The following is a 23,635-nucleotide window of genomic DNA, read 5'->3' as shown; positions in this document are numbered from 1 at the left end:
CGTTGCCCGCGCGTCCGTGCACTGCTTGGAGGAATACATGCATACGTTGCTCGCCAACGGCGACGAGGGCGTAGGCCAGCTCGCGGGCTCGAACCTGAGCCTCGTCGTGGTCGCCGCCGCGCTCGCTCTGGTCGCGCTCGGGGGGGCCGCCGCGCTCGTCAAGGGCATCCTCGCGGCCGGAACCGGCACCGACAAGATGCGCGAGATCGCCGGAGCCGTCCAGGAGGGCGCCTCCGCCTACCTGCGCCGCCAGTTCCGAGCGCTCGGCGTCTTCGTCGTGATCGCCGTGGTCCTGCTCTTCCTGCTGCCCGTCGGGGAGGCCGGGAACGACGTCCGCATCGGACGGAGCCTGTTCTTCATCGTCGGCGCCGGATTCAGCGCCTTCATCGGCTGGGCCGGCATGAGCCTCGCGACCCGCGCGAACGTCCGCGTCGCCTCCGCGGCCCGCGACGGCCAGCCCATCAGCGCGATGCACCTCGCCTTCCGCACCGGCGGCGTGGTCGGCTTCCTCACGATCGGCCTGGGCCTGCTCGGCGCCTCGATCGTGGTCATGGTCTACAACGGCGACGCGCCGGTGGTCCTGGAGGGCTTCGGCTTCGGCGCCGCGCTCCTGGCCATGTTCATGCGCGTCGGCGGCGGCATCTTCACCAAGGCCGCCGACGTCGGCGCCGACCTGGTCGGCAAGGTCGAGCAGGGCATCCCCGAGGACGACCCGCGCAACCCCGCCACCATCGCCGACAACGTGGGCGACAACGTCGGCGACTGCGCCGGCATGGCCGCCGACCTGTTCGAGTCCTACGCGGTCGTCCTGGTCGCCAGCCTCATCCTCGGCCGCGCCGCCTTCGGCGAGACCGGCCTGGTCCTGCCGCTCCTGGTCGCCTCCGTCGGCATCGTCTGCGCCATCATCGGCGTGCTCATCACCCGCATGCGGGCCTCCGACGCCTCGGGCCTGACCGCGATCAACCGCGCGTTCTACATCTCCGCGTTCATCGCGGCGCTGGCCACCGCGGCCGCCGTCATCGCCTACGTGCCCTCCAGCTGGAGCGAACTCGGCAGCGGCATCGACGCCTCCGAGGTCCCCGTGAACCCGCAGGTGCTCGCCATCGTCGCCGTCGTCATCGGCATCGCGCTCGCCGCGGCGATCATGAGCCTCACCGGCTACTACACCGACACGCGCTACAAGCCCACGCGCGACGTCTCCGCGGCCACGCGCACCGGCGCGGCCACGAACATCCTCGCGGGCTTCTCGCTCGGCCTGGAGTCGGCCGTCTACACCGCGCTGCTCATCGCCGCCGCGGTCCTGGGCGCCTACCTGCTCGGCGGCGGCGTCATCCTCGTGGGCCTGTTCGCCGTGGCCCTCGCAGGCTGCGGCCTGCTGACCACCGTCGGCGTCATCGTCGCGATGGACACCTTCGGGCCCATCAGCGACAACGCCCAGGGCATCGCGGAGATGTCCGGCGACGTCGACGGGGACGCCGCGCAGACCCTGACCGACCTCGACGCGGTCGGCAACACCACCAAGGCCATCACCAAGGGCATCGCCATCGCCACCGCGGTCCTGGCCGCGACGGCGCTGTTCGGCTCCTACACCAACGCGGTGGAGATCGAGGGCCTCATCGGCGGCCAGCTCCTGTCCGAGCTGAGCATCGCCGACCCGGCGAACATCGTGGGCCTGATCATCGGCGCCGCGGTCGTGTTCCTGTTCTCCGGCCTCGCGATCAACGCCGTGGCCCGCTCCGCGGGCTCGGTCGTGCACGAGGTCCGCGACCAGTTCGCGCGCTTCCCCGGGATCATGGCGGGCACCCAGCGCCCCGAGTACGGCCGCGTGGTCGACATCTGCACCCGCGACGCGCAGCGCGAACTCGTGACGCCCGGCCTGCTGGCCATCACCGCGCCCATCGCCGTCGGCTTCGGCCTCGGCGTGGGCCCGCTGGCCGCGTACCTGGCCGGCGCGATCGCGTGCGGCGTGCTCATGGCGATCCTCCTGGCGAACTCGGGCGGCGCCTGGGACAACGCGAAGAAGGACGTCGAGGACGGCAACCACGGCGGCAAGGGCTCCGAGGCCCACGCCGCGGCCGTGATCGGCGACACCGTCGGCGACCCGTTCAAGGACACCGCCGGCCCGGCCATCAACCCGCTGCTGAAGGTCATGAACCTGGTGAGCCTCATCATCGCGCCGACCGTGGTCGTCTACACGGTCGAGGGCGTGGGCGAGGGCGCCGACGGACCGGTGCGCTGGATCATCGCCGGGATCGCCGTGGCCGTGCTCGTGGGCGCGATCCTCGTGTCCAAGCGCCGCTCAGCGGTGGTGGAGTCGGGGGAATCCCGAGCCCCGGAACAGCGTGAGTCGGTCGAAGTCGGCTAGCTGACCGGGACGAACGTCGGGGTGTGCCCCGGTCGCTTTTTCCGCGGAGCGCGCGCGTCGCAGCTTCGCCCGGCGACCGGGGCACACCCATACTCAGGGGACGCAATACGGAAGCGTGAGCTAACGTAACGAATCGAGTGCATTTTTCCGAGTGAACGGTGGGAGCAGTGCCGGACATCAAACGCCTGGTCATCGTCGAGTCTCCGGCGAAGGCGAAGACCATCGCCTCTTATCTGGGCCCCGGCTACATCGTCGACTCCTCTCTCGGGCACATCCGCGACCTCCCGCGCAGCGCCAAAGAGATCCCGGCGAAGTACAAGGACAAGGCCTGGTCGCGCCTGGGCGTCGACGTCGACAACGGCTTCGCGCCGCTCTACATCGTCAACCCCGAGCGGTCGGCCCACGTCAAGAAGCTCAAGGGCTACCTCGCGGAAGTCGACGAACTCTTCCTCGCCACCGATGAGGACCGCGAGGGCGAGGCCATCGCCTGGCACCTCCTGGAGACCCTGAAGCCGAAGATCCCCGTCAAGCGGATGGTCTTCCACGAGATCACCCCGCAGGCCATCGCCGAGGCCGCCGCGAACCCGCGCGAACTCAACCAGGACCTGGTCGACGCCCAGGAGGGGCGCCGCATCCTCGACCGCCTCTACGGCTACGAGGTCAGCCCGGTCCTGTGGAAGAAGGTCATGCCGCGCCTGTCGGCCGGCCGCGTCCAGTCGGTCGCGACCCGCCTCGTCGTCGAGCGCGAGCGGGCCCGCATGGCCTTCCGCGCCGCCGACTACTGGGACGTCTCCGCGAACCTCGCCACGGACGACGACCAGACCTTCAAGGCCACCCTCATCGCCCTCGACGGCGACCGCGTCGCCACCGGCAAGGACTTCGACGCCGCCACCGGCAGGGCCAAGGGCAACGTCGTCCACCTCGACGAGGCCGGCGCCCGCGGCCTGGCCCGGCGCCTCGAGGGCCGCGACTTCACCGTCCTCAAGGTCGAGAAGAAGCCGTACCGCCGCAAGCCCTACGCGCCGTTCATCACCTCGACGCTCCAGCAGGAGGCCGGGCGCAAGCTCCGCCTCTCCAGCGCGCAGGTCATGCGGGTCGCCCAGCGGCTCTACGAGAACGGCCACATCACCTATATGCGGACCGACTCGACGAACCTGTCGAGCACCGCGATCAACGCCGCCCGCGCGCAGGCCGCCGAGCTCTACGGCGCCCAGTACGTGCCCTCCGAGCCGCGCCACTACGCCCGCAAGGTGAAGAACGCGCAGGAGGCGCACGAGGCCATCAGGCCCTCGGGCGACCGCTTCAAGACCCCGCAGCAGCTCAAGAGCCAGCTCTCGGCCGAGGAGCACCGCCTCTACGAGCTCATCTGGCGGCGCACGCTCGCCTCCCAGATGGTCGACGCCACCGGGAACTCCACGTCGGTGCGCACCCGGGCGACCACCCCCGACGGCGAGCAGGCCGACTTCGGCGCCTCCGGCAAGACCATCACCAACCCGGGCTTCCTCCTCGCCTACGTCGAGTCGATCGAGGAGGGCGACGCCGACGACGCCGAGAAGCGCCTGCCGGAGCTGACCGAGCGCCAGCACCTGGCCGAGCGCGGCCTCGAGGCCGCCGGGCACACCACCCAGCCGCCCGCCCGCTACACCGAGGCGAGCCTGGTCAAGGCCCTCGAGGAGCGCGGCATCGGCCGGCCGTCGACGTACGCGTCGATCATGCAGACCATCCAGGACCGCGAGTACGTGTTCAAGAAGGGCCAGGCGCTCGTGCCGGCCTTCCGGGCGTTCGCCGTGATCGGCCTCATGGAGCAGCACTTCCCGCGCCTGGTCGACTACGACTTCACCGCCGGGATGGAGAACGAGCTCGACGAGGTCGCCTCCGGGCAGGAGCGGCGCGGCGAGTTCCTCAGCAAGTTCTACTTCGGCGGCAAGGACAAGGAGGGCACCGTGGCCGCCTCCGGCGGGCTGCGGCGCATGGTCGAGGAAGAGCTCGGCAAGATCGACGCCCGCGAGGTCAACTCGATCCCGCTGTACACCGACGAGAAGGACCGCAAGGTCGTCGTCCGCGTGGGCCGCTACGGCCCCTACCTGGAGCGGGCCGACCCGGCCCAGGTCGAGGCCGGCGAGCCGGGCGAGCGCACCTCCATCCCCGAGTCGATGGCCCCCGACGAGCTGACGCCCGAGAAGGTCGAGGAGCTCTACGAGCTCGGCTCCGGCGAGGGCGAGCTGGGGACGCACCCCGAGACCGGGGAGCCCGTGTACGCCAAGACCGGCCGCTACGGGCCGTACGTCACCTCCGGTGAGAAGTCGTCCTCGCTCCTGACGGGGCAGAAGCTCTCCGAGCTGAGCCTGGAGGACGCCGTCAAGCTCCTGACGCTGCCGCGCCTGGTGGGCAAGGACGCCGACGGCGAGGAGATCCGCACGGGTCTGGGCCCGCACGGCCCCTACGTGAAGAAGAACCGCGACTTCCGCTCCCTCGAGAACGAGGAGCAGCTGTTCACGCTCACCCTCGAGCAGGCCGAGAAGCTGCTCGCGCAGCCGAAGTCGCGCGGGCGCCAGCAGCGGGCGCAGTCCCTGCTCAAGGAGCTGGGCCCCGACCCGGTCACGGGCAAGGAGGTCTCGCTCAAGGACGGGCGCTTCGGCCCCTACGTCACCGACGGCGAGACCAACGCCTCGATCCGCAAGACCGACTCGATCGAGGACCTGACCATCGACCGCGCGGCCGAGCTGCTGGCCGAGCGCCGCGAGAAGGTCGCCTCGGGCGCCGTCCCGGCCAAGAAGACGGCGAAGAAGGCCGCCAAGAAGGCGACGAAGAAGACCGCCGCGAAGAAGACGGCGGCCAAGAAGACCGCGACCAAGTCCGCGGCCAAGAAGACCACCGCCAAGAAGACGGCGAAGAAGGCCGCCAAGAAGGCCGCGTCCTCCGACGAGTAGCCGCCGCGCGACGCCGACATCGGCCCGCTTCCGCATCGCGGAAGCGGGCCGTCGCTTTCTCGCAGTTGTGGCATGGCTGACAGGAAGATGTCATCGGCCACGCCCGGCCATGGTAAGGATCCCTAGTGTTCAATCTTCCGTAAACTCAACGGCCTGCGGATGCAACCCGTGGCGGGTGCCGATGCGTCAAGGCATTGCGGACAATGTTCGAAGGCGAGCATCGAATGTCCGATGTGGCTGAAGACGGCAATTCTTCGAAAGCGAGTTTCGAGTTCATGCGAATCACATTTCTGGTACGTAGCATCTGGGGTATCGGCGGCACCATCAAGACCACCCTCAATACCGCTGAAGCCCTGGTGGAGCTCGGCCACGACGTGACCATCGCGTCCTGCGTGCGCAACAAGGCCAAGGCCGATTTCGCCATCGATCCGCGCATCGAGGTCGTCTCGCTCTGGGACGTCCGCAAACCCGAAGAGGGCGGCGAACGCCTGTCCTTCCTGGACCGTTGGCGAATGAAGCGTCCGTCGTTCCTCGATGCGGACAAGGTGAACAACATGGGTGAGTCATCGAAATTGCTCGATGTACGAGTCCGGAAGTTCCTCCAGACGCACCAGACCGACGTCCTCGTCGGCACGCAGATCTCGATCAACCTCTATATGGCGGCCTATGGGCGGCCCGCCGCATACGCGATGGTCGCGCAGGAGCACCTTTACCTCGACCATTACACCGACACGCTGCGCGGCCTCATCCTCGAGCACTACCCGAAGATGGACGCGATCGTGACCATCACCGACGCGGACGCCGCCGCCTACCGCGAGGCCCTGCCCGCGCAGGCCGACAAGGTCGTGTGCGTCCCCAACTCGATCCCGCCCAGCTCCAAGGCCCCGTCCGAGCTGACCGAGCCGGTCATCATGACCGCCGGGCGCCTGACGGGCATGAAGGGCTTCGACATCCTCATCAAGGGCTTCGCCCAGGTCGCGGACGACTTCCCCGAGTGGAAGGTCAAGATCTTCGGCCGCGGCAAGGACCGCAAGAAGCTCAAGGGCATCATCGACGAGTACGGCCTCCAGGGCCGCGTCGAGATGCCCGGCCCGGTGACCCCGCTCGACGCCGAGTGGCAGCAGGCCTCCATCGCCGCGATCCCCTCCCGCTTCGAGCCGTTCGGCCTGGTCATCGTCGAGGCGATGGCCGCCGGCCTCCCGGTGGTCTGCTCCGCGGTCAAGCACGGCCCGCTGGAGATCGTCCGGACCGAGGAGAACGGCATCCTCGTCGAACCCAAGCAGCCCAAGCAGCTCGCCGACGCGCTGCGCCGCCTCATGAGCGACCCGAGCCTGCGCCGCAAGCTCGCCGACGGCGGCCTGAACACCGCCAAGCGCTTCGAGCCCGGCCAGGTCGTCGGCCTGCACGTCGACCTGTTCGACAAGCTCGTCAAGGCGCGCGCCTAGACGACTCGCGGGCGGGCCCGCACCGGTTCGGGGCCCTCGGGCCCGTAGATTGGTGCGGCAGCCGCCCGCCGACGACCAGGAGTCCCGCCGTGCCGACCGACCAGTTGACGATCGCGGCCGTCCTCGCGGGCGGCACCGGCGCCCGCATGGGCGCCGCGGTCCCCAAGCAGCTCCTGGAGGTCGCCGGCAAGCCCGTCCTCCAGCACACGCTGGAGGCCTTCGAGGCCGCCGGCGCGGTCGACCGGATCGTCCTGGTCATGGCCGAGGGGCACCACGACGCCGCCTGGGCCATAGCAAAGACCGCAAATGTGACAAAACTCTCTGCGGTCATCGCGGGCGGGGCCGCCCGCTCCGACTCGTCGCTCGCCGCGATCCGCTGGGCGCAGTCCCAGCCCGAAGCGGGACCCCGGACCCGCCTGCTCCTGCACGACGCCGCCCGGATGCTCGTGACCGGCCGCATCATCGCCGACGTGGCCGCGGCCCTCGGCGAGCACGCGGCCGTCACGGCCGCGATACCGTCCTCCGACACCGTCGTCGAGACCGCGGACGGGCGCATCACCGCCGTCCCCGACCGCGAGGCCCTGCGCCGGGTCCAGACCCCGCAGGGCTTCCACCTGGGCCTCATCGGCGAAGCCCACGCCGCAGCCGCCGCCGACCCGCACTTCACGCCGACCGACGACTGCTCGGTGGTCCTGCGGTTCCGGCCCGACGTCCCCGTCCGCATCGTCGCGGGCTCGACGCGCAACCTCAAAGTGACCGAACCCGCCGACCTGGCCGTCGCCGAGGCCCTCCTGCGCGCCTGAAGCCGTCACCGGACGTCCGGCGCCGACCGCGCACCGTGCGCATGTGACGCCCGCGAGCGCCACGCGTTGGGCCCCGCGTAATAGCCCGTTTAACTAGGTAAACTGCACGAATCCAGCACCCTAACCGAACGAGGTGGCTCTCGACATGTCCACGAACATCGTGATCCTCGCGGCCGGCGTCGGCTCGCGGCTCGGCAAGCCGCACCCGAAGTCCCTGACGCCCCTGAACACCGGCGAGACCATCCTGGGCCGCTCGCTCCGGCTGCTCACCTCCCGGTTCAGCCGACACTCCATCCACCTGGTCGTGGGATACAAGAAGGAGATGATCATGGAGGAGGTGCCCGACGTCGGCTTCATCTACAACCAGGCCTACGGCGACACCAACACCTCCAAGAGCCTCCTGAAGGCATTCAACATCCTCGGCCCCGGCGGGGTCCTGTGGCTCAACGGCGACGTCGTCTTCGACCCCCAGGTCCTCGACGTGCTCCTCCCGCACATCGCCATGGACCACTCCTTCGTCGCGGTCAACACCGCGAAGGTCTCCGACGAGGAGGTCAAGTACACCCTCGGCGCCGACGGCTACATCAACAAGCTCTCCAAGCAGGTCTCCGAAGGCGCGCTCGGCGAGGCCGTGGGCATCAACTACGTCTCCGCGGACGACCGGGCCCTGGTGGCCAAGCGGCTCGCCGAGGTCGACGACCAGGACTACTTCGAGGGCGGCATCGAGCTCGCCATCGAGAAGGACGGCCTGAAGTTCGAGGCCGTCGACATCTCCCAGCACAACGTCATCGAGGTCGACTTCGCCGAGGACCTCAACAGCGTCAACGAGGCCTTCAAGTAGGCCACGCCTTCGACCCGGCGAAACGAAACGCGCGGCAGCGGCGCCGACGCCCGACACGCACCGATCAGCGAAACACCATGTAAGGGCACGCCGAGTTGAAGAATCTGCTCAAATCCTGGTCCATCCGCCTGAACCTACTGGCGTTCGCGGCGGTCGCCACCGCCGTGGCGCTGCCCGACCTGCGCTGGGTGCCGCTCGCCCTGTCGCTGGCCGTCTTCGCCGTGGTCCCCTGGCAGTTCGGCGGCGCGGTCGCCAGCGTCCGGATCGCCCGCACGCTCACGGCCCTGTCGGTGCTCATCTGCGCCTGGGGCGCCGGCGGCCTCGAACGCTGGCCGCTCCTGGCCGCCGGCCTCATGGTCACGCTGTTCATCGCCTACGCCGACATCGTCGCCCGGGCCCTGAACGTGGGCTTCCTGGAGACCGTGAACCTCGGCGTCACCCGGACCCGGCGCCAGCGCTGGACGGCGCCGGCCGTGGTGGGGGGCCTGGTGAACGGCCTCGCCGTGCTCTACGCCCTGGCCGCCTTCGCGGCCGGGCCGGCGGCGCTCGCGACCGACCTGGTGCTCCTGGCGGCGTCCCTCGCCGTCTTCGGGTGGACCGGTTCGGCGGTCCTGGAGAACTACCTCCACCGCCGCCGCGAGTCGCACCCGGTCGACACGCAGGTCATCAGCGCGGTCCGGCGGCTCCAGCCGCGCTACGTGGTGCACTTCGCGGGCGCGCGCGAGTCGGAGTACCAGCTCCAGATGTGGCTCGACTACTTCGAGGCCGTCGGGGACCCGTACCTCATCATCATCCGCGACCGGTACCTGCTCGACGGGATCGCGGCCAGGACCGCGGCGCCGATCGTGCTCGTCCCGGCCCAGTCGGTGCTCGACAGCCTGCTGCCCGAGAGCGTGCGCGCCTGCTACTACGTCAACCACGCGGTCAAGAACGCGCAGCTCATCAAGCTGGACAAGTACATCCACGTGCAGCTGATGCACGGCGACTCTGACAAGGCCATCAGCCGCAGCCCGGTGTCGCTCATGTACGACCGGGTGTTCGTCGCCGGGCAGGCCGGCGTCGACCGCTACCACCGCCACGGCGTGGACATCCCGAACTACAAGTTCAAGCGGATCGGCCGCCCGCAGCTGCACGACCTCCAGGTCGGCGAGCGCGCCCGGATCGAGGGCAGCCGCCCGGTGGTGCTCTACACGCCCACGTGGACGGGCCTGACCGCCGACGTCAACTACTCCTCGCTCAAGCAGGGCCGGCGGATCGTGGAGGCGCTCCTCAAGCGGGACGTCACGGTCGTCTTCCGCACCCACCCGTACACGCGCACCAACGCCGCCTACCAGGCGCTCGCCGACGAGATCAAGGCGCTGATCGCGGCGGACGCGGCGCAGACGGGCCGGGCGCACCTGTGGGGCGGGCAGGCCGAGACCGCGGTGAGCCTGACCGAGTGCATCAACGCCGCCGACGTGGCGATCTCCGACATCAGCGGCACGGCCTCGGACTGGCTCTACAGCGGCCGGCCGTTCGCGATGACCGACCCGAAGGGGTTCCGGGCCGCGTACCTGGAGGAGTTCCCGCTGGCGAAGGCCGCCTACCTGCTCGACCCGGAGGCCGCGAACATCGACCAGGTCCTCGACGAGCTGCTGCTGACCGACTCGAAGGCCGGGGTGCGGGCGGAGGTCCGCGAGTACTACCTGGGCGACGTCGAGCCGGGCGAACTGATCCCGCTGTTCGCCAAGGAGGTCAAGGCGACCTACGGGCACCGGGTCCGCAAGGTCGCGACGGGCGAGTCGGCGCTGCCGGTCGAACGGGCCGCCTGAGCGACGCCGTCCGAGGGGCCCGCCGCGGCGGGCCCCTCGGCGTTTTTGCAGTTCCGGACCGCGGGCGGCGGTTTCGTGATACCTGCCACCGGAGCGCGGACGGATGCGTGTTTACTTCATCTTGAGTTAATAGCCCGTTAACTCGTGCTTCAAGGGAGTGAACATGACCCGTTTGTGGAGGCAGCGGTACGAGGTCATCGCGCTCGCAGCGGTGATCGCCGCGGCGATCGCGCCGACGCCCCTCATCGCTTACGCGCTGGCCGCGTTCGTGCTCGCCGTCACCGCCTGGTCCTACCGGGACGACCAGGCCACGGTGCGCACCGCCAAGCTGCTGGCCGTCCTCGCGGTCCTCGTCGCCGCCTGGTCGGGCGAGACCCCGCTGTGGACCCTGACCGCGGCCTGCGTCCTGGCCGCCGGATTCCTGGCCGTCGCCGGCGCGGTCCGCATCGCCCTCGGCCTGTCCCACCTGGAGACGGTCAACCTGGTCGTGCACCGCAGCTTCGCGCAGCGCGCCGCCGAGCCGAAGCTGATCATCTCCGCGACGGGCGCCGCCGCGACGCTGCTGCCGTTCGCGGCCGCCGTGCCCGAGCCCATGCGGCCGGTCACCGACGCCGCCGCGCTGGGGATCATGCTGGCCGTCCTGCTCTGGACCGCCGTCGCGGTCCTGGCGAACCTGCGGCGCCGCCGCGTCGAGTCCCACCCGATCGACGAGGACGTCGTGGCCGCCGTGGAGGCCCTCCAGCCGCGGTTCGTGGTCCACTTCGGCGGGGCGCGGTTCTCGGAGTACCAGATCCAGATGTGGCTGCCGTACTTCGACCAGATCGGCGACCCCTACCTGGTCCTGGTCCGCGACGCGCACCTGATGAAGGGCACCGCCGCGTGCACGAGCGCGCCGATCGTCCTCGCCCCCGGGCAGAACGTCCTCGACAAGCTCCTGCCCCAGAGCGTGCGCGCCTGCTTCTACTCCAACCACGCGCAGAAGAACACCGCGCTCATCCGCCACGGCGAGCTGCTGCACATCCAGCTCATGCACGGCGACTCGGACAAGGCCATCAGCCGCAGCGCCCTCTCGCTCATGTACGACCGGGTGTTCGTGGCCGGCCAGGCTGGCGTCGACCGCTACCACCGCCACGGCGTCGACCTCCCCGAGCACAAGTTCCGGCTCATCGGCCGCCCCCAGCTGCACGGCATCCGCGTCGGCGAGCGCGAGCGGGCCGAGGGCGAGGCGCCCGTGGTCCTCTACGCCCCCACGTGGACCGGCTTCACCGAGGACGTCAACTACTCGTCCCTCGAGGAGGGCCGGACGATCGTCCAGGCGGTCCTCGCCCGCGAGGCCAGCGTCATCTTCCGGACCCACCCCTACACGCGCACCAACGCCGCCTACCAGGCCCACGCCGAGGAGATCCGCGCGATCCTCGCCGCCGACGCGGCCTCCACGGGGCGTCCGCACCGCTGGGGCCCCGCCGCCGAGCAGGAGCTGAGCCTCGTCGACTGCATCAACGCCGCCGACGTCGCCGTGAGCGACATCAGCGGCGCGGCCTCGGACTGGCTCTACAGCGGCCGGCCCTTCGCCATGACCGACCCCAAGGGCCTGCGCGAGGACTACCTGGAGGAGTTCCCGGTCGCCGAGGGCGCGTACCTGCTGGAGCCGGGCGCGGCCAACATCGAGGCGGTGCTCGACGAGATGCTCGTGACCGACTCCAAGGCCGTGCGGCGCCAGGCGACCCGCGAGTACTACCTCGGCGACCACGCCCCCGGCGACCTCTTCGAGGTCTTCGCCGGCGCGGTCCGCGAGACCTATGCCGAACCGGTCCGCAAGGAGGTCGCCGCGCTCGTCGGCGAACCGGTCCAGGCCGCCTGACCCCTCGAAGGGCGAGGCCCCCGGCGCGATGCGCCGGGGGCCTCGTGCGTCATGGGCCGACTTCAGTTCAGGGCCGCCTTCAGTTCAGGGGCGTCGCGTCCGCCTTGCGCCGCCGCAGCGGGATCGGCAGCCGCTTGAGGGCGGCGGCGCTCGCCGGGTGCGGGGCGACCAGGCCGCGCTCGTCCCGCTCGGCGCACAGGTCCGCGAGGCGCTCGTACGCCGGGGCGCCGAGCAGCTCGGTCAGCTCCACCGCGTACGACAGGTACACCGGCTCGGCGGCGGTGTGCGCCAGCGGCGAACCCGTGCACCACCAGTCGAAGTCGTGCCCGCCCGGACCCCACGAGGCCCGGTCGAACTCGGTGATGAGGGTGACGTCGACCTTTGTGCCGTCCGCGCGGTGCTCGGTCTTGAAGTCGCGCTTGACCGGCAGCTGCCAGCACACCTCGGGCTTGTACTCCATCGGGTGCACGCCGTCGCGCATCGCCTGCTGGTGCAGGGCGCAGCCCGAGCCGGTCGGAAAGCCCTCGCGGTTGTGGAAGACGCACGCGCCGTCGACCACCGCGGTCTTCTTCGCCGGCTCCTCCTCGCCCTCGTCGTTCTCGAGGGTGTCGTCGACGATGGTGTCCTTCCACCGCCGGTGCAGCTGCCAGGTCTCGGGGGTGAGCTTCTTGACGATCTCCTTCGTGCGCCGCACGTCGGCCTCGTCGGTGTAGAACGCCCCGTGCAGGCAGCACCCGTCGGCGGGACTGCCCTGGTCGATGCCGGGACACCCGCCCTCGTCGGGGTGCTTGCCGAAGATGCAGCCCCACCTCGAAAGGAGCCAGGTCAGATCGGCCCGGACCATCGTGTCCTGATCGGCCGGATCGAGGAACTCCACCCACTCGCGGTCGAAACCCGCGGCCACCTCGTCGGTCATCCGTCAACGGTACCCGCAGCCCCGCGCCCGGACCGGTACGCGCCGCGCCCACCGCGGGCGAGCGGGCACCGCGACGTTCACCGGCCGTCGGCCCCCCGTCCCCGCGAAGCTCGCGAGCTGTAAATGTGCGTCCACGGCGATGTTCCCGAGCCGTACATGTGCGGCCACGGCGAAGCTTGCGAGCCGTAAATGTGCAGGGCGTACCCTTGTCCCCGTGACCCAGTCCGTCCCGGTTCTGCTGTCGACCACCTCCGTCTACCCGGAGCCCACCGCGGTGGGCTTCGAGCTCGCCGCCGAACTCGGCTACGACGGGGTCGAGCTCATGGTCTTCACCGACCGGGTCTCCCAGGACCCCTCGGCCGCGGCCAGCCTCGCCAAGCACTACGGCGTCAAGATCGGCGCCGTCCACGCCCCGTGCCTCCTGGTCACGCAGCGCGTGTGGAGCGCCGACCCGTGGACGCGCCTGCGCCGCTCGGTCCAGGCCGCCGAATACCTCGACTCGCCGACCGTGGTCATCCACCCGCCGTTCTCCTGGCAGCGCGAGTACGCCGCGAAGTTCTCCACCGTCCTGGACGGCCTCAGGGCCCGATACCCCCAGGTCACCATCGCCGTGGAGAACATGTTCCCGCTCAAGGTCGGCAAGCGGAATCTCGTGCCCTACCGGCCCCACTGGGACCCCACCCGCCACGGCTACGAGGCCTACACCCTCGACCTGTCGCACTGCGCCGCCTCCGGGGCCGACGCCATCGCCATGGCCGAGCGCATGGGTAAGGGCCTCAGGCACATCCACTTGTGCGACGGCACCGCGCCCGGAGCCGACCAGCACCTCGTCCCCGGCCGCGGCTCCCAGCCCTGCGCCGAACTCCTCGGATCGCTCGGCGCCTCCGACTGGGACGGCTCCATCACCGTCGAGGTCTCCACCCGCAAGAGCGGGAACCGGACCCGGCGGGCCGATGACCTGCACGAATCCCTGAAATTCGCCCGCGACGCGCTCAACTCGCGTTCACCCGGGTGACGCTTCGACGTTGATGGGAGTTCTCCCCGCGTTAACGCCGGATTGCATCGGTATTATCGACGTCGCATCACCACCGACGTACCCACAAACCCAGGGGGAACGAATGCCGGACGAGCAGCGGGACTTCATTCCCCCGGCGAAACCGCACATCGGCGACGACGAGATCGAAGCCGCAGTCAGAGTCCTCCGGTCCGGAATGGTCGTCCAGGGCCCCGAGGTAGCCGCCTTCGAAGAGGCCTTCACCGCCGTCTCCGGCACCGCGCACTGCGTCGCCGTCAACTCGGGCACCTCCGCCCTCCAACTCGCCCTCCTCGCCATGGGCATCGGCCCCGGCGACGAGGTCATCGTCCCCTCCTTCTCGTTCGCCGCCAGCGCGAACGCGGTCCGCCTCGTCGGCGCCGACCCGGTCTTCGCCGACATCGAGCCCGACTCCTTCGGCCTCGACCCCGACGCCGTCGCCGCCCTCGTCGGGCCCCGGACCGCCGCGATCATGCCGGTGCACCTGTACGGCCACCCCGCCGACATGACCCGCCTGACCGCGCTGGCCGAGCGCCACTCGCTGGCGATCCTGGAGGACGCCTGCCAGGCCCACGGCGCGCAGATCGGCGGCAAGCCGGTCGGCTCCTTCGGCGCGGCCGGGACGTTCAGCTTCTATCCGACGAAGAACATGCACTCCCTCGAGGGCGGCATGGTCTCCACCGACGACGCCGAGCTCGCGCGCACCCTGCGCCTGCTGCGCAACCAGGGCATGGAGCAGCGCTACGCGAACGAGATCGTCGGCGCGAACATGCGCATGACCGACGTCGCCGCCGCGATCGGCCGCGTGCAGCTGGGCCGGCTCGACGAGTGGACCGAGCGCCGCCGCGCGAACGCGGCCCGCTTCGACGCCGGGATCAAGACCGTCACGGTGCCCCCGGTCGCCGCCGGCGTGCGGCACATCTACCACCAGTACACGGTGCGCGTCGAGGGCGACCGCGACGGCGCGCAGGCGCAGCTCAAGGACGCGGGGATCGGCTCGGCGGTCTACTACCCGACCCCGATCCACAAGCTCATCCCCTACCGGCACATCGACGTCGACCTCCCCGAGACCGATCGGGCCGCCGCGGAGGTCCTGTCCATCCCCGTCCACCCCTCGCTGACCGACGGCGAGATCGACCGCGTCATCGACGCGGTGAACGCTTTGGAGGACCTCTCGTGACCGCAGACCTTCGCGCCGGATTGATCGGCCTGGGCGCCATGGGGCGCAACCACGCCCGCGTCCTCGCCGCGCTCGAGGGCGTCGACCTCGTCGGCGTGGCCGACCCGGTCGCCGACGGCTCGGCCCTGCCGTCCGGGGCCGTCCTGGTCGGCACGGTCGAAGAGCTCATCGGCCTCGGGATCGACTACGCCGTGGTCGCCTGCCCGACCGGCTACCACGAGCAGATCGGCCTGGCCCTGGCCGAGGCCGGGGTCCACGCGCTCATCGAGAAGCCCCTCGCGCACTCGGTCGAGGCGTCCGAGCGGCTCGTGGAGGCCTTCGGCTCGCGCGGGCTCGTCGCCGGCGTCGGGCACATCGAGCGCTTCAACCCGGCGATCATGAGCCTGCGCCAGCGGCTCGAGGCCGGGGAGCTCGGCGAGATCCTCCAGGTCGTCACCCGCCGCCAGGGGCCCTTCCCGGGCCGCATCGCGGACGTCGGCGTGGTCAAGGACCTCGCGACCCACGACATCGACCTCACCAGCTTCGTGACGGGCCAGTCGTACCGGTCGATCACGGCGCAGACGGTCTCGCGCTCGGGGCGCGAGCACGAGGACATGCTCTCGGCGATCGGCCAGCTCTCGGGCGGGGCCATCGCGAACCACTCGGTGAACTGGCTGAGCCCGTTCAAGGAGCGCACCGCCGTCGTCACCGGCGACCGGGGCTGCTTCGTCGCCGACACGCTGACGGCGGACCTGACGTTCTACGCCAACGGCGTCCAGGACACCGAGTGGGAGGCGCTGCGCGCCTTCCGCGGCGTGTCCGAAGGGGACATGGTCCGCTACGCGATCCGCAAGCGCGAGCCGCTCCAGGTCGAGCACGAGCAGTTCCGCAACGCCGTGCGCGGCGAGGAGAGCGACATCGTCGACCTCGAGTCGGGCGCCGCGACCGTGGTGGTCTCCGAGACGATGCTGCGCTCGGCCGCGCTGGGGGAGACCGTGCTGCTGGACGGGTCCGGAGCGACGGTGCGGGCATGAGCGAGCGCGTCCCCGACGTCACCGTGGTCACGGCCGTGTACAACACGATGCCGTACCTGACCGCGTGCCTCGAATCGCTCGCGCACCAGACGATCGGCGCCGACCGCTTCGAGGCGCTCATGGTCGACGACGGCTCGACCGACGGCAGCGCCGCCGAGCTCGAGCGCTTCGCCGCGGCGTACCCCGACGTGTTCCGCGTCTTCCGCCAGGAGAACTCCGGCGGGCCCGCCGCGCCGAGCAACCTGGCGCTCGAGCACGCGAAGGGCCGCTACGTCATCTTCCTCGGCTCGGACGACTACCTCGGGCCCGAGTCGCTGGAGCGGATGGTCGCCTCGGCCGACGAGTGGGGCTCGGACGTGCTGCTGTGCAAGATGGTCGGGGTCGGCGGCCGCAAGGCGCCCCCGGTCTTCGAGCGCACGGTCCCCGACGCGGAGTACCCCTCCAACGACCTGGCCTGGGCGCTGTCGAACACCAAGCTGTTCCGCCGCGAGCTGATCGAGCGCGAGGGCCTGCGCTTCCCCGTGGACATGGAAGTGCTCTCGGACGGCCCCTTCACCATGCGCGCGATGGCGAAGGCCTCCAAGGTCTCGATCCTGGCCGACTACGACCACTACTTCGCGGTGAAGCGGGAGAAGGCCGAGAACCTGACCTACGCGACGCCGCCGTTCGGCTGGGTCGACGCCGCCGACCGCCTGGTCGCCACCACCTACGAGCTGTTCCCCGAGGGCCAGGGCCGCGACGACCTGATCTACCGCGTCTTCTCGCGCGAGATCGACAAGATGCTCCAGCCGCAGTTCTTGAAGACCCAGCACGCCGAGCGCCACAAGTTCTGGGAGGCCGCGGCCCACTTCGCGGACCTGCACCTCACCGAGGCGATCCGCGAGCGCCTGCCGAGCATCAAGCGCGTCAAGGTCTCCCTGGCCCAGGCCCGCGAGTTCGCGCTCCTGGAGGAGGCCATCGACGAGCCCGCGCCGCGGTTCCTGGTCGAGGACGGCCGGATCTACGCGTGCTACCAGGGCTTCCGGGACGAGGAGAAGGACTTCCCCGACTCCTGGTTCGAGGCCGGGAACGAGCGGGTCCTCGTGCGCTTCGCGCGCGGCGTCGAACCGATCGACCTCGCCTGGCCGCAGGACCCCGAGGACGGGCACTGCCTGGAGTACCTGTTCCGCCTTCCGGTCGCCGGCCTGCCCGCCGAGGCGGTGACCGCCGGGGCCGAGCGCGCCGCCAAGAGCGGCAAGCCCAGGCGCCGCGCCGCCGTGCCCGTCGAGGAGGTCGCCCCGATCGCCGTGCCGGCCGCCGTCTCGGTGCGGGAGGACGGCGACAGCGCGGTCGTCACCGTCCGCCTGCCGCTGCACGCCCTCGACTCGGGCAAGTGGTCGCTGCGGACCCGGGTCGCCCTCGGCGAATGGGTCTACGACCTGCCGTTGAAGATCGTCCCCGAGCCGGTCGAGCGCCAGGGCCGGGTCAGGACCGTCACCGCCGGGCGCGACGACAAGCGCAGCCTGGTGATCACCGTGGAGCCACCGAAGCGCGGCCTGGCCGGACGCCTCGCCCGCTTCGCATCGAAGAGGAAGTGACCATGAAGATCTGCGTCGTCGCCCTGGGCAAGATCGGGCTGCCGCTGGCCGTCCAGTTCGCCTCCAAGGGCCACACCGTCATCGGGGCGGACGTCAACCCGAAGGTCGTCGCCGACGTCAACGCCGGCACCGAGCCCTTCCCGGGCGAGCACCGCCTCGGCGAGCTGCTGAAGACCGCCGTCGCCGAAGGGCGCCTGTCGGCCACCGTCGACACGGCCGCCGCGGTCGCCGAGTCCGAGGCCGTCGTCATCGTCGTCCCGCTGTTCGTGGACGCCGAGGGCGTCCCGGACTTCGGGTGGATGGACGCCGCGACCGACGCCGTCGCCAAGGGGCTCAAGCCGGGCACCCTCGTCTCCTACGAGACCACGCTGCCGGTCGGCACCACCCGCGAGCGCTGGGCCCCCCGCCTGGAGTCGGGCTCGGGCCTGCGCGTCGGGGAGGACTTCCACCTGGTCTTCAGCCCCGAGCGGGTGCTCACCGGCCGCGTCTTCGCCGACCTGCGCCGCTACCCCAAGCTCGTCGGCGGCGTCGACGAGGCCTCGGCGAAGGCCGGGGTCGAGTTCTACGAGGCCGTCCTCGACTTCGACGAGCGCGAGGACCTGCCGCGCGCCAACGGCGTGTGGGACCTGGGCTCCGCGGAGGCCTCCGAGATGGCCAAGCTCGCCGAGACCACCTACCGCGACGTCAACATCGGACTGGCGAACCAGTTCGCGCGGTTCGCCGACAAGCAGGGCCTGGACGTCATGAAGGTCATCGAGGCCTGCAACTCCCAGCCCTACAGCCACATCCACCGCCCCGGCATCGCCGTCGGCGGCCACTGCATCCCGATCTACCCGCAGATGTACCTGTGGAACGACCCCGAGGCGACCGTGGTCCGCTCCGCGCGCGCGGCGAACGCCGCCATGCCCTCCTACGCGGTCGACGTGCTCGCCGCCGCCTACGGCGACCTCGCGGGCGCGAACGTGCTCGTCCTCGGCGCGGCCTACCGCGGCGGCGTCAAGGAGACCGCGTTCTCCGGCGTGTTCGGGCTCGTGGAGTCGCTGCGCGCCAAGGGCGCCCACCCGTTCGTGGCCGACCCGATGTACACCGTGGACGAGCTCGAGCACGAGGGGCTGCCCGCCCACCGCGGCGAGGCCGTCACCGCCGCGCTGGTCCAGGCCGACCACGCCGAGTACCGGGCGCTGTCCCCGGCGGACCTGCCGGACGTGCGCGTCCTCCTGGACGGGCGCCGCGTCACCGACCCGGCCGCGTGGGCCGACCGCCGCCACATCGTCATCGGCGGGGGCGCCGAGTGAGCTGGCTGGTCACCGGCGGCGCCGGGTACATCGGCTCGCACGTGGTGCGGGAGATGGCGGCCGCCGGTGAGCGGCTCGTCGTCCTCGACGACCTCAGCTCCGGCAGCTCCGCCCGCCTCCCGGCCGGCGTGGCCCTGGAGAAGGGCAGCGTCCTGGACCGGGCCCGGCTCGACCACGTGCTGCGCGAGCACGAGCTCACCGGCGTCGTCCACATCGCCGCCAGGAAGCAGGTGGGGGAGTCGGTCGAGCGCCCCCTGGAGTACTACCGGGAGAACGTCGAGGGCCTGCGCACGGTCCTGGAGGCGTCCGCCGCCGCGGGCGTGCGGCACTTCCTGTTCTCGTCCTCGGCCGCGGTCTACGGCATGACCGACGTCGACCTGGTCACCGAGGACACGCCCTGCGCGCCCATGAGCCCCTACGGCGAGACGAAACTGGCCGGGGAGTGGCTGGTGCAGGCCGCGGGCCGGGCCCACGGCTTCGCCACCGCGTGCCTGCGCTACTTCAACGTCGCGGGCGCCGCGGTGCCCGAACTCGCCGACGAAGGCGTGTTCAACCTGGTCCCGATGGTCTTCGACCGGCTGACCAGGGGCGAGGCGCCGGTCATCTTCGGCGACGACTACCCGACCGCCGACGGCACCTGCGAACGCGACTACGTCCACGTCGAGGACGTCGCCTCCGCGCACCTCGCGGCCGCCCGCCGGCTCGCGGCCGACCCCGAGACCCGGCTGGTGCTCAACATCGGCCGGGGCGAGGGCGCCTCGGTCGCGCAGATCGCCGGGGTCATCCTCGACGTCGCCGGCTGCGAAGGCGTCCGCCCCGAGATCGCCCCGCGCCGCCCGGGCGACCCGGCGCGCGTGGTCGCCTCCGCGGAACTGGCCCGGCGCGAGCTGGACTGGTCGGCGAAGTACGGCGTGCGCGACATGATCGAGTCCGCCTGGCGGGGATGGTGCCTGCGCCACCCCGAAGCGCAGCGCTGACACCGACGTGAAAGGAGCGCCTCCCCGGCCGGGGAGGCGCTCCTTTCACGTCCGCTACTTCTGTTCGCCGAGGAACAGCCGGTCGAAGTCGGCGCTGACGACGGACCAGTCCCAGGTGGACAGGGCGTACTTCGAAGCGAGCTTGCCGTTGTCGTGCCAGTTCTCCTCAGAGGCGTTGACCTGGAGCACGCGCTCGGCCGCCGCGGCCGGCGTCTCCACGATCCAGCCCTCCGGGTACAGCGTGCGGGCGCCGTTGGCCTTGTCGGCGTAGAACGGCCAGTTCCGCACCACCGGGACCGCACCGCTGGCCGCGCCCTCCATCAGGGCGTTGTGGCTGCCTTCGCGCACCGACGTGCTGAGGATGAACCCCAGGTCGACGAGCTTGCCGGCGACGTCGTCGGTCGGTCCGAGCCGCAGCACGGCGCCGGACTCGACCAGCGGGTCCAGCACCTTCTCCATCTCGTTGCGGTAGTTGCGGCTGGCGCGGCTGTTCTTGTGCGGCATGTCGCCGCCGACCATCCAGAGCCGGTAGCGCTCGTCCTCCTCGCGGAGCAGGCGCAGCACCTCCACCGCCCAGAGGGGGTCCTTGGCGACCTGGCCGACGCCGACGAGCCCGAGGTTGAAGCGGGCGTCCGGCGTCTTGGGACGGGCGAAGTCGTTGAGTGGCATGGCGTTGTGCAGGACGGGCTTGCGCGGCGCCTGCGGGCCGCTCAGCTGCGGCACCACCACTTCGGCGAGGTCGCGCACGTGGTCGGCGACGAACACGAGGTCGTCGATGCGGGAGAAGTCCGCCATGTGCGTCCAGCGGGTGAACGCCTCGTAGCTGTGCAGCCGGATGATCATCCGGGTGTCGCCGGGGTCGATCGTGGTGAGCATCCCGGACGGGGCCAGGCACCAGTCGAGGAACACGGTGTCGGCCCAGTCCAGGTGGGGACGGAGCAGGCGCTCCACCGTCTCGGCGTACTCGTCGTCGCCGCCCAGGCGCTCCTTGAGGACCCGCAGTGGTGCGCTCGAGGCGTCCCTGAGCGCGCGGTGCTGCGCCAGGTCCAGGTAGCGCAGCTCGACGCCGGGGTGCTCCCGGTACCGGTCGAGGATCTGCGGCAGGAAGTGGTCGTTCGCCCTGACCATCACCAGCAGTCGCAGCGGCCGGTCGGTCGGCGGCGGTGCGGCCGGGCGGACCCGGCCCCGGGTGGTCGCGACCGTCTGCATCGCGCGGGAGCGGTGGAACGGCTTGACGTAGGCCTCGGCGTCCTCGGCCAGCGGCGAAGAGAGCTGGTCGATGTGGACGACCCGGTGGAAGCCCAGCATGAGGGCACGGAGCAGGGACTGGGCGGCGGCGTCGATGCGGCCGTTCTCGGCCGACTCGTCCGCGTGGGCGAGCAGCGCCTGAACGGCGTCGCCGAGGTGCTCGGGGACGACGCCCCGGTCGAGCTCCTGCTGCACCGAGTCGTCGAGCAGTTCGGCCTTCGTCGCCGGGTCCGAGATGTGGGTGGCGGTCAGCGCGAGCGCATACGCCGCGCCGCTCCTGCGGCCCGCCCAGTTCATGGCCTCGGCGACCCGGCGGCCCGTCGCGACGCGGAGCCGGTCGGGCACGCCCGGAGCGCGCAGCGGCACTCGCCAGAGCTTGGCGCCCAGCGAACTGCGCATGATGGAGCGGGAGGTGAGGGCGCGCGCCACGGAGGCCGGCAGCTCCCGGGCGACGCGGAGCGTCTCCTGGGCGATGAACGACGGCGACGGCAGGGAGCTCCCGCGGGCGGGCGTCCCGCCTTCGCGGGCGAGTTCGCGCACGGAGGCGAGGGCGGGGCTGAGGCCGAAGACGGCCCTGGCCGCACGGTTGCGGCGGGCCAGTTGCCAGACCGTGTAGATCGAACCGTTGTCGAGCGCGACGATCACATGGGCCGCACGCGCCTTCTCGCGCAGCCAGGAGTCCGTGCGGTTGCGCAGCCAGACCCGCTCCCCGTTGGGGAGCCCGACCGCGTGCCGCAGATTGGTGCGGGGGAGGCGGTGCCGGTCGGCGAAGGGGACGTCGACGAGCTCGTCGTCCTTCCCCGCGGACGGGACCGTGCCGCCGTACCAGACGCGGGCGCCCTCGGCGTCGAGCAGCCGCACGGTGTCGGCGACCAGGTTGACCGGTGGGTTGCTGCTGCTGATGAAGAGAACGTCGATCACTGGGTGTGGCCCTTCCGCACCTGCAACTCGCTGATCAGATTCTTCACGGCGGCGGCCATGATGCTCTCGCGCGCGAACTGGTGGGCGTGCGTCATCGCCGCCGCGTACTGCTCGTCGGTGGACTCCACCGACATGTGCGCCGCCTTGACGAACGACGCGGCCATCGACTCGCTGTCGACGTCGTGCGCCCCGGTCCACAGCGGACGCCCCTGCAGGAGGTTCGTGGCGTCGTGGTCCGCCGCGTGGGCGGACACGATCGGAAGGCCCGTGGCCATGTACTCGTAGACCTTGCCGGAGGTCATGTAGTGGCCGCCGGTGATGATGAGCACCAGCGCGTCCCAGGCGCCGTAGGTGGCGGCGACGTCGGCCTTCGCCACCGGGCCGCCGAAGCTGACGCCGTCCGAGGCGGCCTCCCGCAGGATCTCGACCTGGCGGTTGGTGCCGCGCTGCGAGCCGTTGCCGGTGTGGCCGCGGAACTCGAAGCGGGCGTTGGCCAGCAGCGGCTCGCGCTCGCGGGCGAGGTGCCAGCCCTCGAGGACCGCCCTGAGGAGGTTCGTGGGGAAGGTCGCCGTGCCCAGGTAGCCGAAGACCAGGCCCGAATCGGGGTCGGGGCGGTGCGGCCGGGCGGGCGCGCTGTCGGCGTCGTAGCCGTTGCGCACGACGTGGACGCGGTCGGCGTACTCCGGGTAGTGGCCGCGGTAGTGCTCGGCGATCGGGTCGTTGACGGTCCACAGGCTGATCGCGGAGCCGAGGATGCGCTCCTCCCAGCGGCCTTCCGCGGAGTCCCGGCCGAAGGCGATGTTGCCGTCGATCACGTCGATCGACCAGCCGTCGCGGAAGTCGACGGCGTACGGGACCCGCGCCTCCTCCCACAGCCTCCAGGCCGCGGCGAGGCTCACGTACGGCACGCAGCTGGTCAGCAGCAGGTCGGCGGGCCGCTCTCGGTGGAGGCGCAGCACCGCCTCTTCGAGCGCGCCGCGCCATCCGCCGAACGTCGGCTCGGGGAACGACTCGGCGTTGCGCTCGCGCAGGGACTTGACCCATTGCGGCGGGTCGACGGCCCGCTCGGCGCTGTAGCCGCGGATGTCCGTCTCCAGGTCCTCGCGCCGAAGCGGGAGCTTGACGACGTTCACACGCGGGTCGACCTGCTCGGAGAGGGTGTGGTCGACCCCCGAGTCCAGCTCCCACGACTCGTCCTCGATGGTGACGACCGTGACGTCCCAGCCCTGCGCGGCGAACTGGTTGGCGGTCTCCCTCATGCGGTACGTACAGCTTTTCGCGGCCGGGGGAAACCCGACCGCGATGTAGATCAGATGGGGGATTTGCGTGTCACGGCCCGGTCCGGGTGATCGTTCCGACCGAGCGGCCCCGGACGCAGAAAAGGCTGCCATGGGGTGGATGCTAGCACGTCGCGGCGAG

At 71.0% G+C, this 23,635-nt stretch carries 16 protein-coding genes; 13 read left to right on the top strand and 3 right to left on the bottom strand.

Annotation, left to right across the window (positions count from 1 at the left end; translation table 11 throughout):
- Positions 1-37 precede the first annotated feature (37 nt).
- The 7 genes from BLQ63_RS08835 to BLQ63_RS08805 all read left to right on the top strand — a co-directional run bounded on the left by BLQ63_RS08835 (position 38) and on the right by BLQ63_RS08805 (position 12,056).
- Positions 38-2,365: a sodium-translocating pyrophosphatase gene (locus tag BLQ63_RS08835; RefSeq protein WP_091031964.1), complete on the top strand. Its 2,328-nt coding sequence runs from the start codon at positions 38-40 to the stop codon at positions 2,363-2,365.
- Positions 2,366-2,532: 167 nt separating this feature from the next.
- Positions 2,533-5,295: a type I DNA topoisomerase gene (gene topA / locus BLQ63_RS08830; RefSeq protein ID WP_218125162.1), complete on the top strand. Its 2,763-nt coding sequence runs from the start codon at positions 2,533-2,535 to the stop codon at positions 5,293-5,295.
- A gap of 275 nt (positions 5,296-5,570) precedes the next feature.
- Entirely contained in the window at positions 5,571-6,740 is a 1,170-nt protein-coding gene (locus BLQ63_RS08825; RefSeq protein ID WP_177154850.1) for a glycosyltransferase family 4 protein, read from the top strand.
- A gap of 89 nt (positions 6,741-6,829) precedes the next feature.
- The gene (locus tag BLQ63_RS08820; RefSeq protein WP_218125161.1) at positions 6,830-7,543 is read left to right on the top strand and encodes an IspD/TarI family cytidylyltransferase; all 714 of its coding nucleotides are present in this window, start codon (positions 6,830-6,832) and stop codon (positions 7,541-7,543) included.
- Between the two features lie 145 nt (positions 7,544-7,688).
- Positions 7,689-8,384, top strand: a complete 696-nt coding sequence (locus BLQ63_RS08815) for a phosphocholine cytidylyltransferase family protein (protein ID WP_091031957.1) — start codon at positions 7,689-7,691, stop codon at positions 8,382-8,384.
- Between the two features lie 95 nt (positions 8,385-8,479).
- Positions 8,480-10,195 carry a CDP-glycerol glycerophosphotransferase family protein gene (locus BLQ63_RS08810; protein WP_091031954.1) on the top strand — a complete coding sequence of 572 codons (1,716 nt, stop codon included), beginning with the start codon at positions 8,480-8,482 and terminating at the stop codon, positions 10,193-10,195.
- 163 nt (positions 10,196-10,358) lie between these two features.
- On the top strand, positions 10,359-12,056 hold the full coding sequence (locus tag BLQ63_RS08805; protein WP_143014817.1) for a CDP-glycerol glycerophosphotransferase family protein: 1,698 nt from the start codon (positions 10,359-10,361) through the stop codon (positions 12,054-12,056).
- A gap of 79 nt (positions 12,057-12,135) precedes the next feature.
- Here the strand turns inward: BLQ63_RS08805 and BLQ63_RS08800 are convergent, their stop codons facing one another.
- The gene (locus BLQ63_RS08800; RefSeq protein WP_091031947.1) at positions 12,136-12,972 is read right to left on the bottom strand and encodes a DUF3109 family protein; all 837 of its coding nucleotides are present in this window, start codon (positions 12,970-12,972) and stop codon (positions 12,136-12,138) included.
- A 214-nt stretch (positions 12,973-13,186) separates the two neighbouring features.
- Here BLQ63_RS08800 and BLQ63_RS08795 point away from each other — a divergent pair, with 214 nt between their 5' ends.
- From BLQ63_RS08795 to galE, 6 genes are all read left to right on the top strand, one after another.
- On the top strand, positions 13,187-13,987 hold the full coding sequence (locus tag BLQ63_RS08795) for a sugar phosphate isomerase/epimerase family protein (RefSeq protein ID WP_091031944.1): 801 nt from the start codon (positions 13,187-13,189) through the stop codon (positions 13,985-13,987).
- A 103-nt stretch (positions 13,988-14,090) separates the two neighbouring features.
- Positions 14,091-15,185 carry a DegT/DnrJ/EryC1/StrS family aminotransferase gene (locus BLQ63_RS08790; protein ID WP_091031940.1) on the top strand — a complete coding sequence of 365 codons (1,095 nt, stop codon included), beginning with the start codon at positions 14,091-14,093 and terminating at the stop codon, positions 15,183-15,185.
- Positions 15,182-16,198, top strand: a complete 1,017-nt coding sequence (locus BLQ63_RS08785; protein WP_091031935.1) for a Gfo/Idh/MocA family protein — start codon at positions 15,182-15,184, stop codon at positions 16,196-16,198. Before BLQ63_RS08790 ends, BLQ63_RS08785 begins: the two co-directional genes overlap by 4 nt.
- Entirely contained in the window at positions 16,195-17,775 is a 1,581-nt protein-coding gene (locus BLQ63_RS08780; protein ID WP_091031931.1) for a glycosyltransferase family 2 protein, read from the top strand. Before BLQ63_RS08785 ends, BLQ63_RS08780 begins: the two co-directional genes overlap by 4 nt.
- 2 nt (positions 17,776-17,777) lie before the next feature.
- A complete protein-coding gene (locus tag BLQ63_RS08775; RefSeq protein ID WP_091031928.1) occupies positions 17,778-19,070 on the top strand; it encodes a nucleotide sugar dehydrogenase in 1,293 nt (430 codons plus the stop codon).
- Positions 19,067-20,047 carry a UDP-glucose 4-epimerase GalE gene (gene galE, locus BLQ63_RS08770; RefSeq protein WP_091031925.1) on the top strand — a complete coding sequence of 327 codons (981 nt, stop codon included), beginning with the start codon at positions 19,067-19,069 and terminating at the stop codon, positions 20,045-20,047. The genes BLQ63_RS08775 and galE overlap by 4 nt, the downstream gene beginning before the upstream one ends.
- 54 nt (positions 20,048-20,101) lie before the next feature.
- Here the strand turns inward: galE and BLQ63_RS08765 are convergent, their stop codons facing one another.
- Complete coding sequence (locus BLQ63_RS08765; RefSeq protein ID WP_091031922.1) at positions 20,102-22,216, bottom strand: glycosyltransferase family protein; 2,115 nt, start codon at positions 22,214-22,216, stop codon at positions 20,102-20,104.
- On the bottom strand, positions 22,213-23,475 hold the full coding sequence (locus BLQ63_RS08760) for a glycosyltransferase (protein ID WP_177154849.1): 1,263 nt from the start codon (positions 23,473-23,475) through the stop codon (positions 22,213-22,215). The genes BLQ63_RS08765 and BLQ63_RS08760 overlap by 4 nt, the downstream gene beginning before the upstream one ends.
- Positions 23,476-23,635: the final 160 nt, after the last annotated feature.

Origin of the sequence: Glycomyces harbinensis (assembly GCF_900101745.1) — a bacterium.
Classification (GTDB): Bacteria; Actinomycetota; Actinomycetes; order Mycobacteriales; family Micromonosporaceae; genus Glycomyces; species Glycomyces harbinensis.
Note: the sequence above shows the minus strand (reverse complement) of the source record. Positions and strands in the feature narration are given on the sequence as shown.

Excerpts from the sequence above, each read along its gene's own strand:
- BLQ63_RS08835 (WP_091031964.1), top strand. The coding sequence starts at position 38 with ATGCATACGTTGCTCGCCAACGGCGACGAGGGCGTAGGCCAGCTCGCG.
- BLQ63_RS08825 (WP_177154850.1), top strand. The coding sequence starts at position 5,571 with ATGCGAATCACATTTCTGGTACGTAGCATCTGGGGTATCGGCGGCACC.
- BLQ63_RS08815 (WP_091031957.1), top strand. The coding sequence starts at position 7,689 with ATGTCCACGAACATCGTGATCCTCGCGGCCGGCGTCGGCTCGCGGCTC.
- BLQ63_RS08805 (WP_143014817.1), top strand. The coding sequence starts at position 10,359 with ATGACCCGTTTGTGGAGGCAGCGGTACGAGGTCATCGCGCTCGCAGCG.
- BLQ63_RS08800 (WP_091031947.1), bottom strand. The coding sequence starts at position 12,972 with ATGACCGACGAGGTGGCCGCGGGTTTCGACCGCGAGTGGGTGGAGTTC.
- BLQ63_RS08790 (WP_091031940.1), top strand. The coding sequence starts at position 14,091 with ATGCCGGACGAGCAGCGGGACTTCATTCCCCCGGCGAAACCGCACATC.
- BLQ63_RS08780 (WP_091031931.1), top strand. The coding sequence starts at position 16,195 with ATGAGCGAGCGCGTCCCCGACGTCACCGTGGTCACGGCCGTGTACAAC.
- BLQ63_RS08775 (WP_091031928.1), top strand. The coding sequence starts at position 17,778 with ATGAAGATCTGCGTCGTCGCCCTGGGCAAGATCGGGCTGCCGCTGGCC.
- BLQ63_RS08760 (WP_177154849.1), bottom strand. The coding sequence starts at position 23,475 with ATGAGGGAGACCGCCAACCAGTTCGCCGCGCAGGGCTGGGACGTCACG.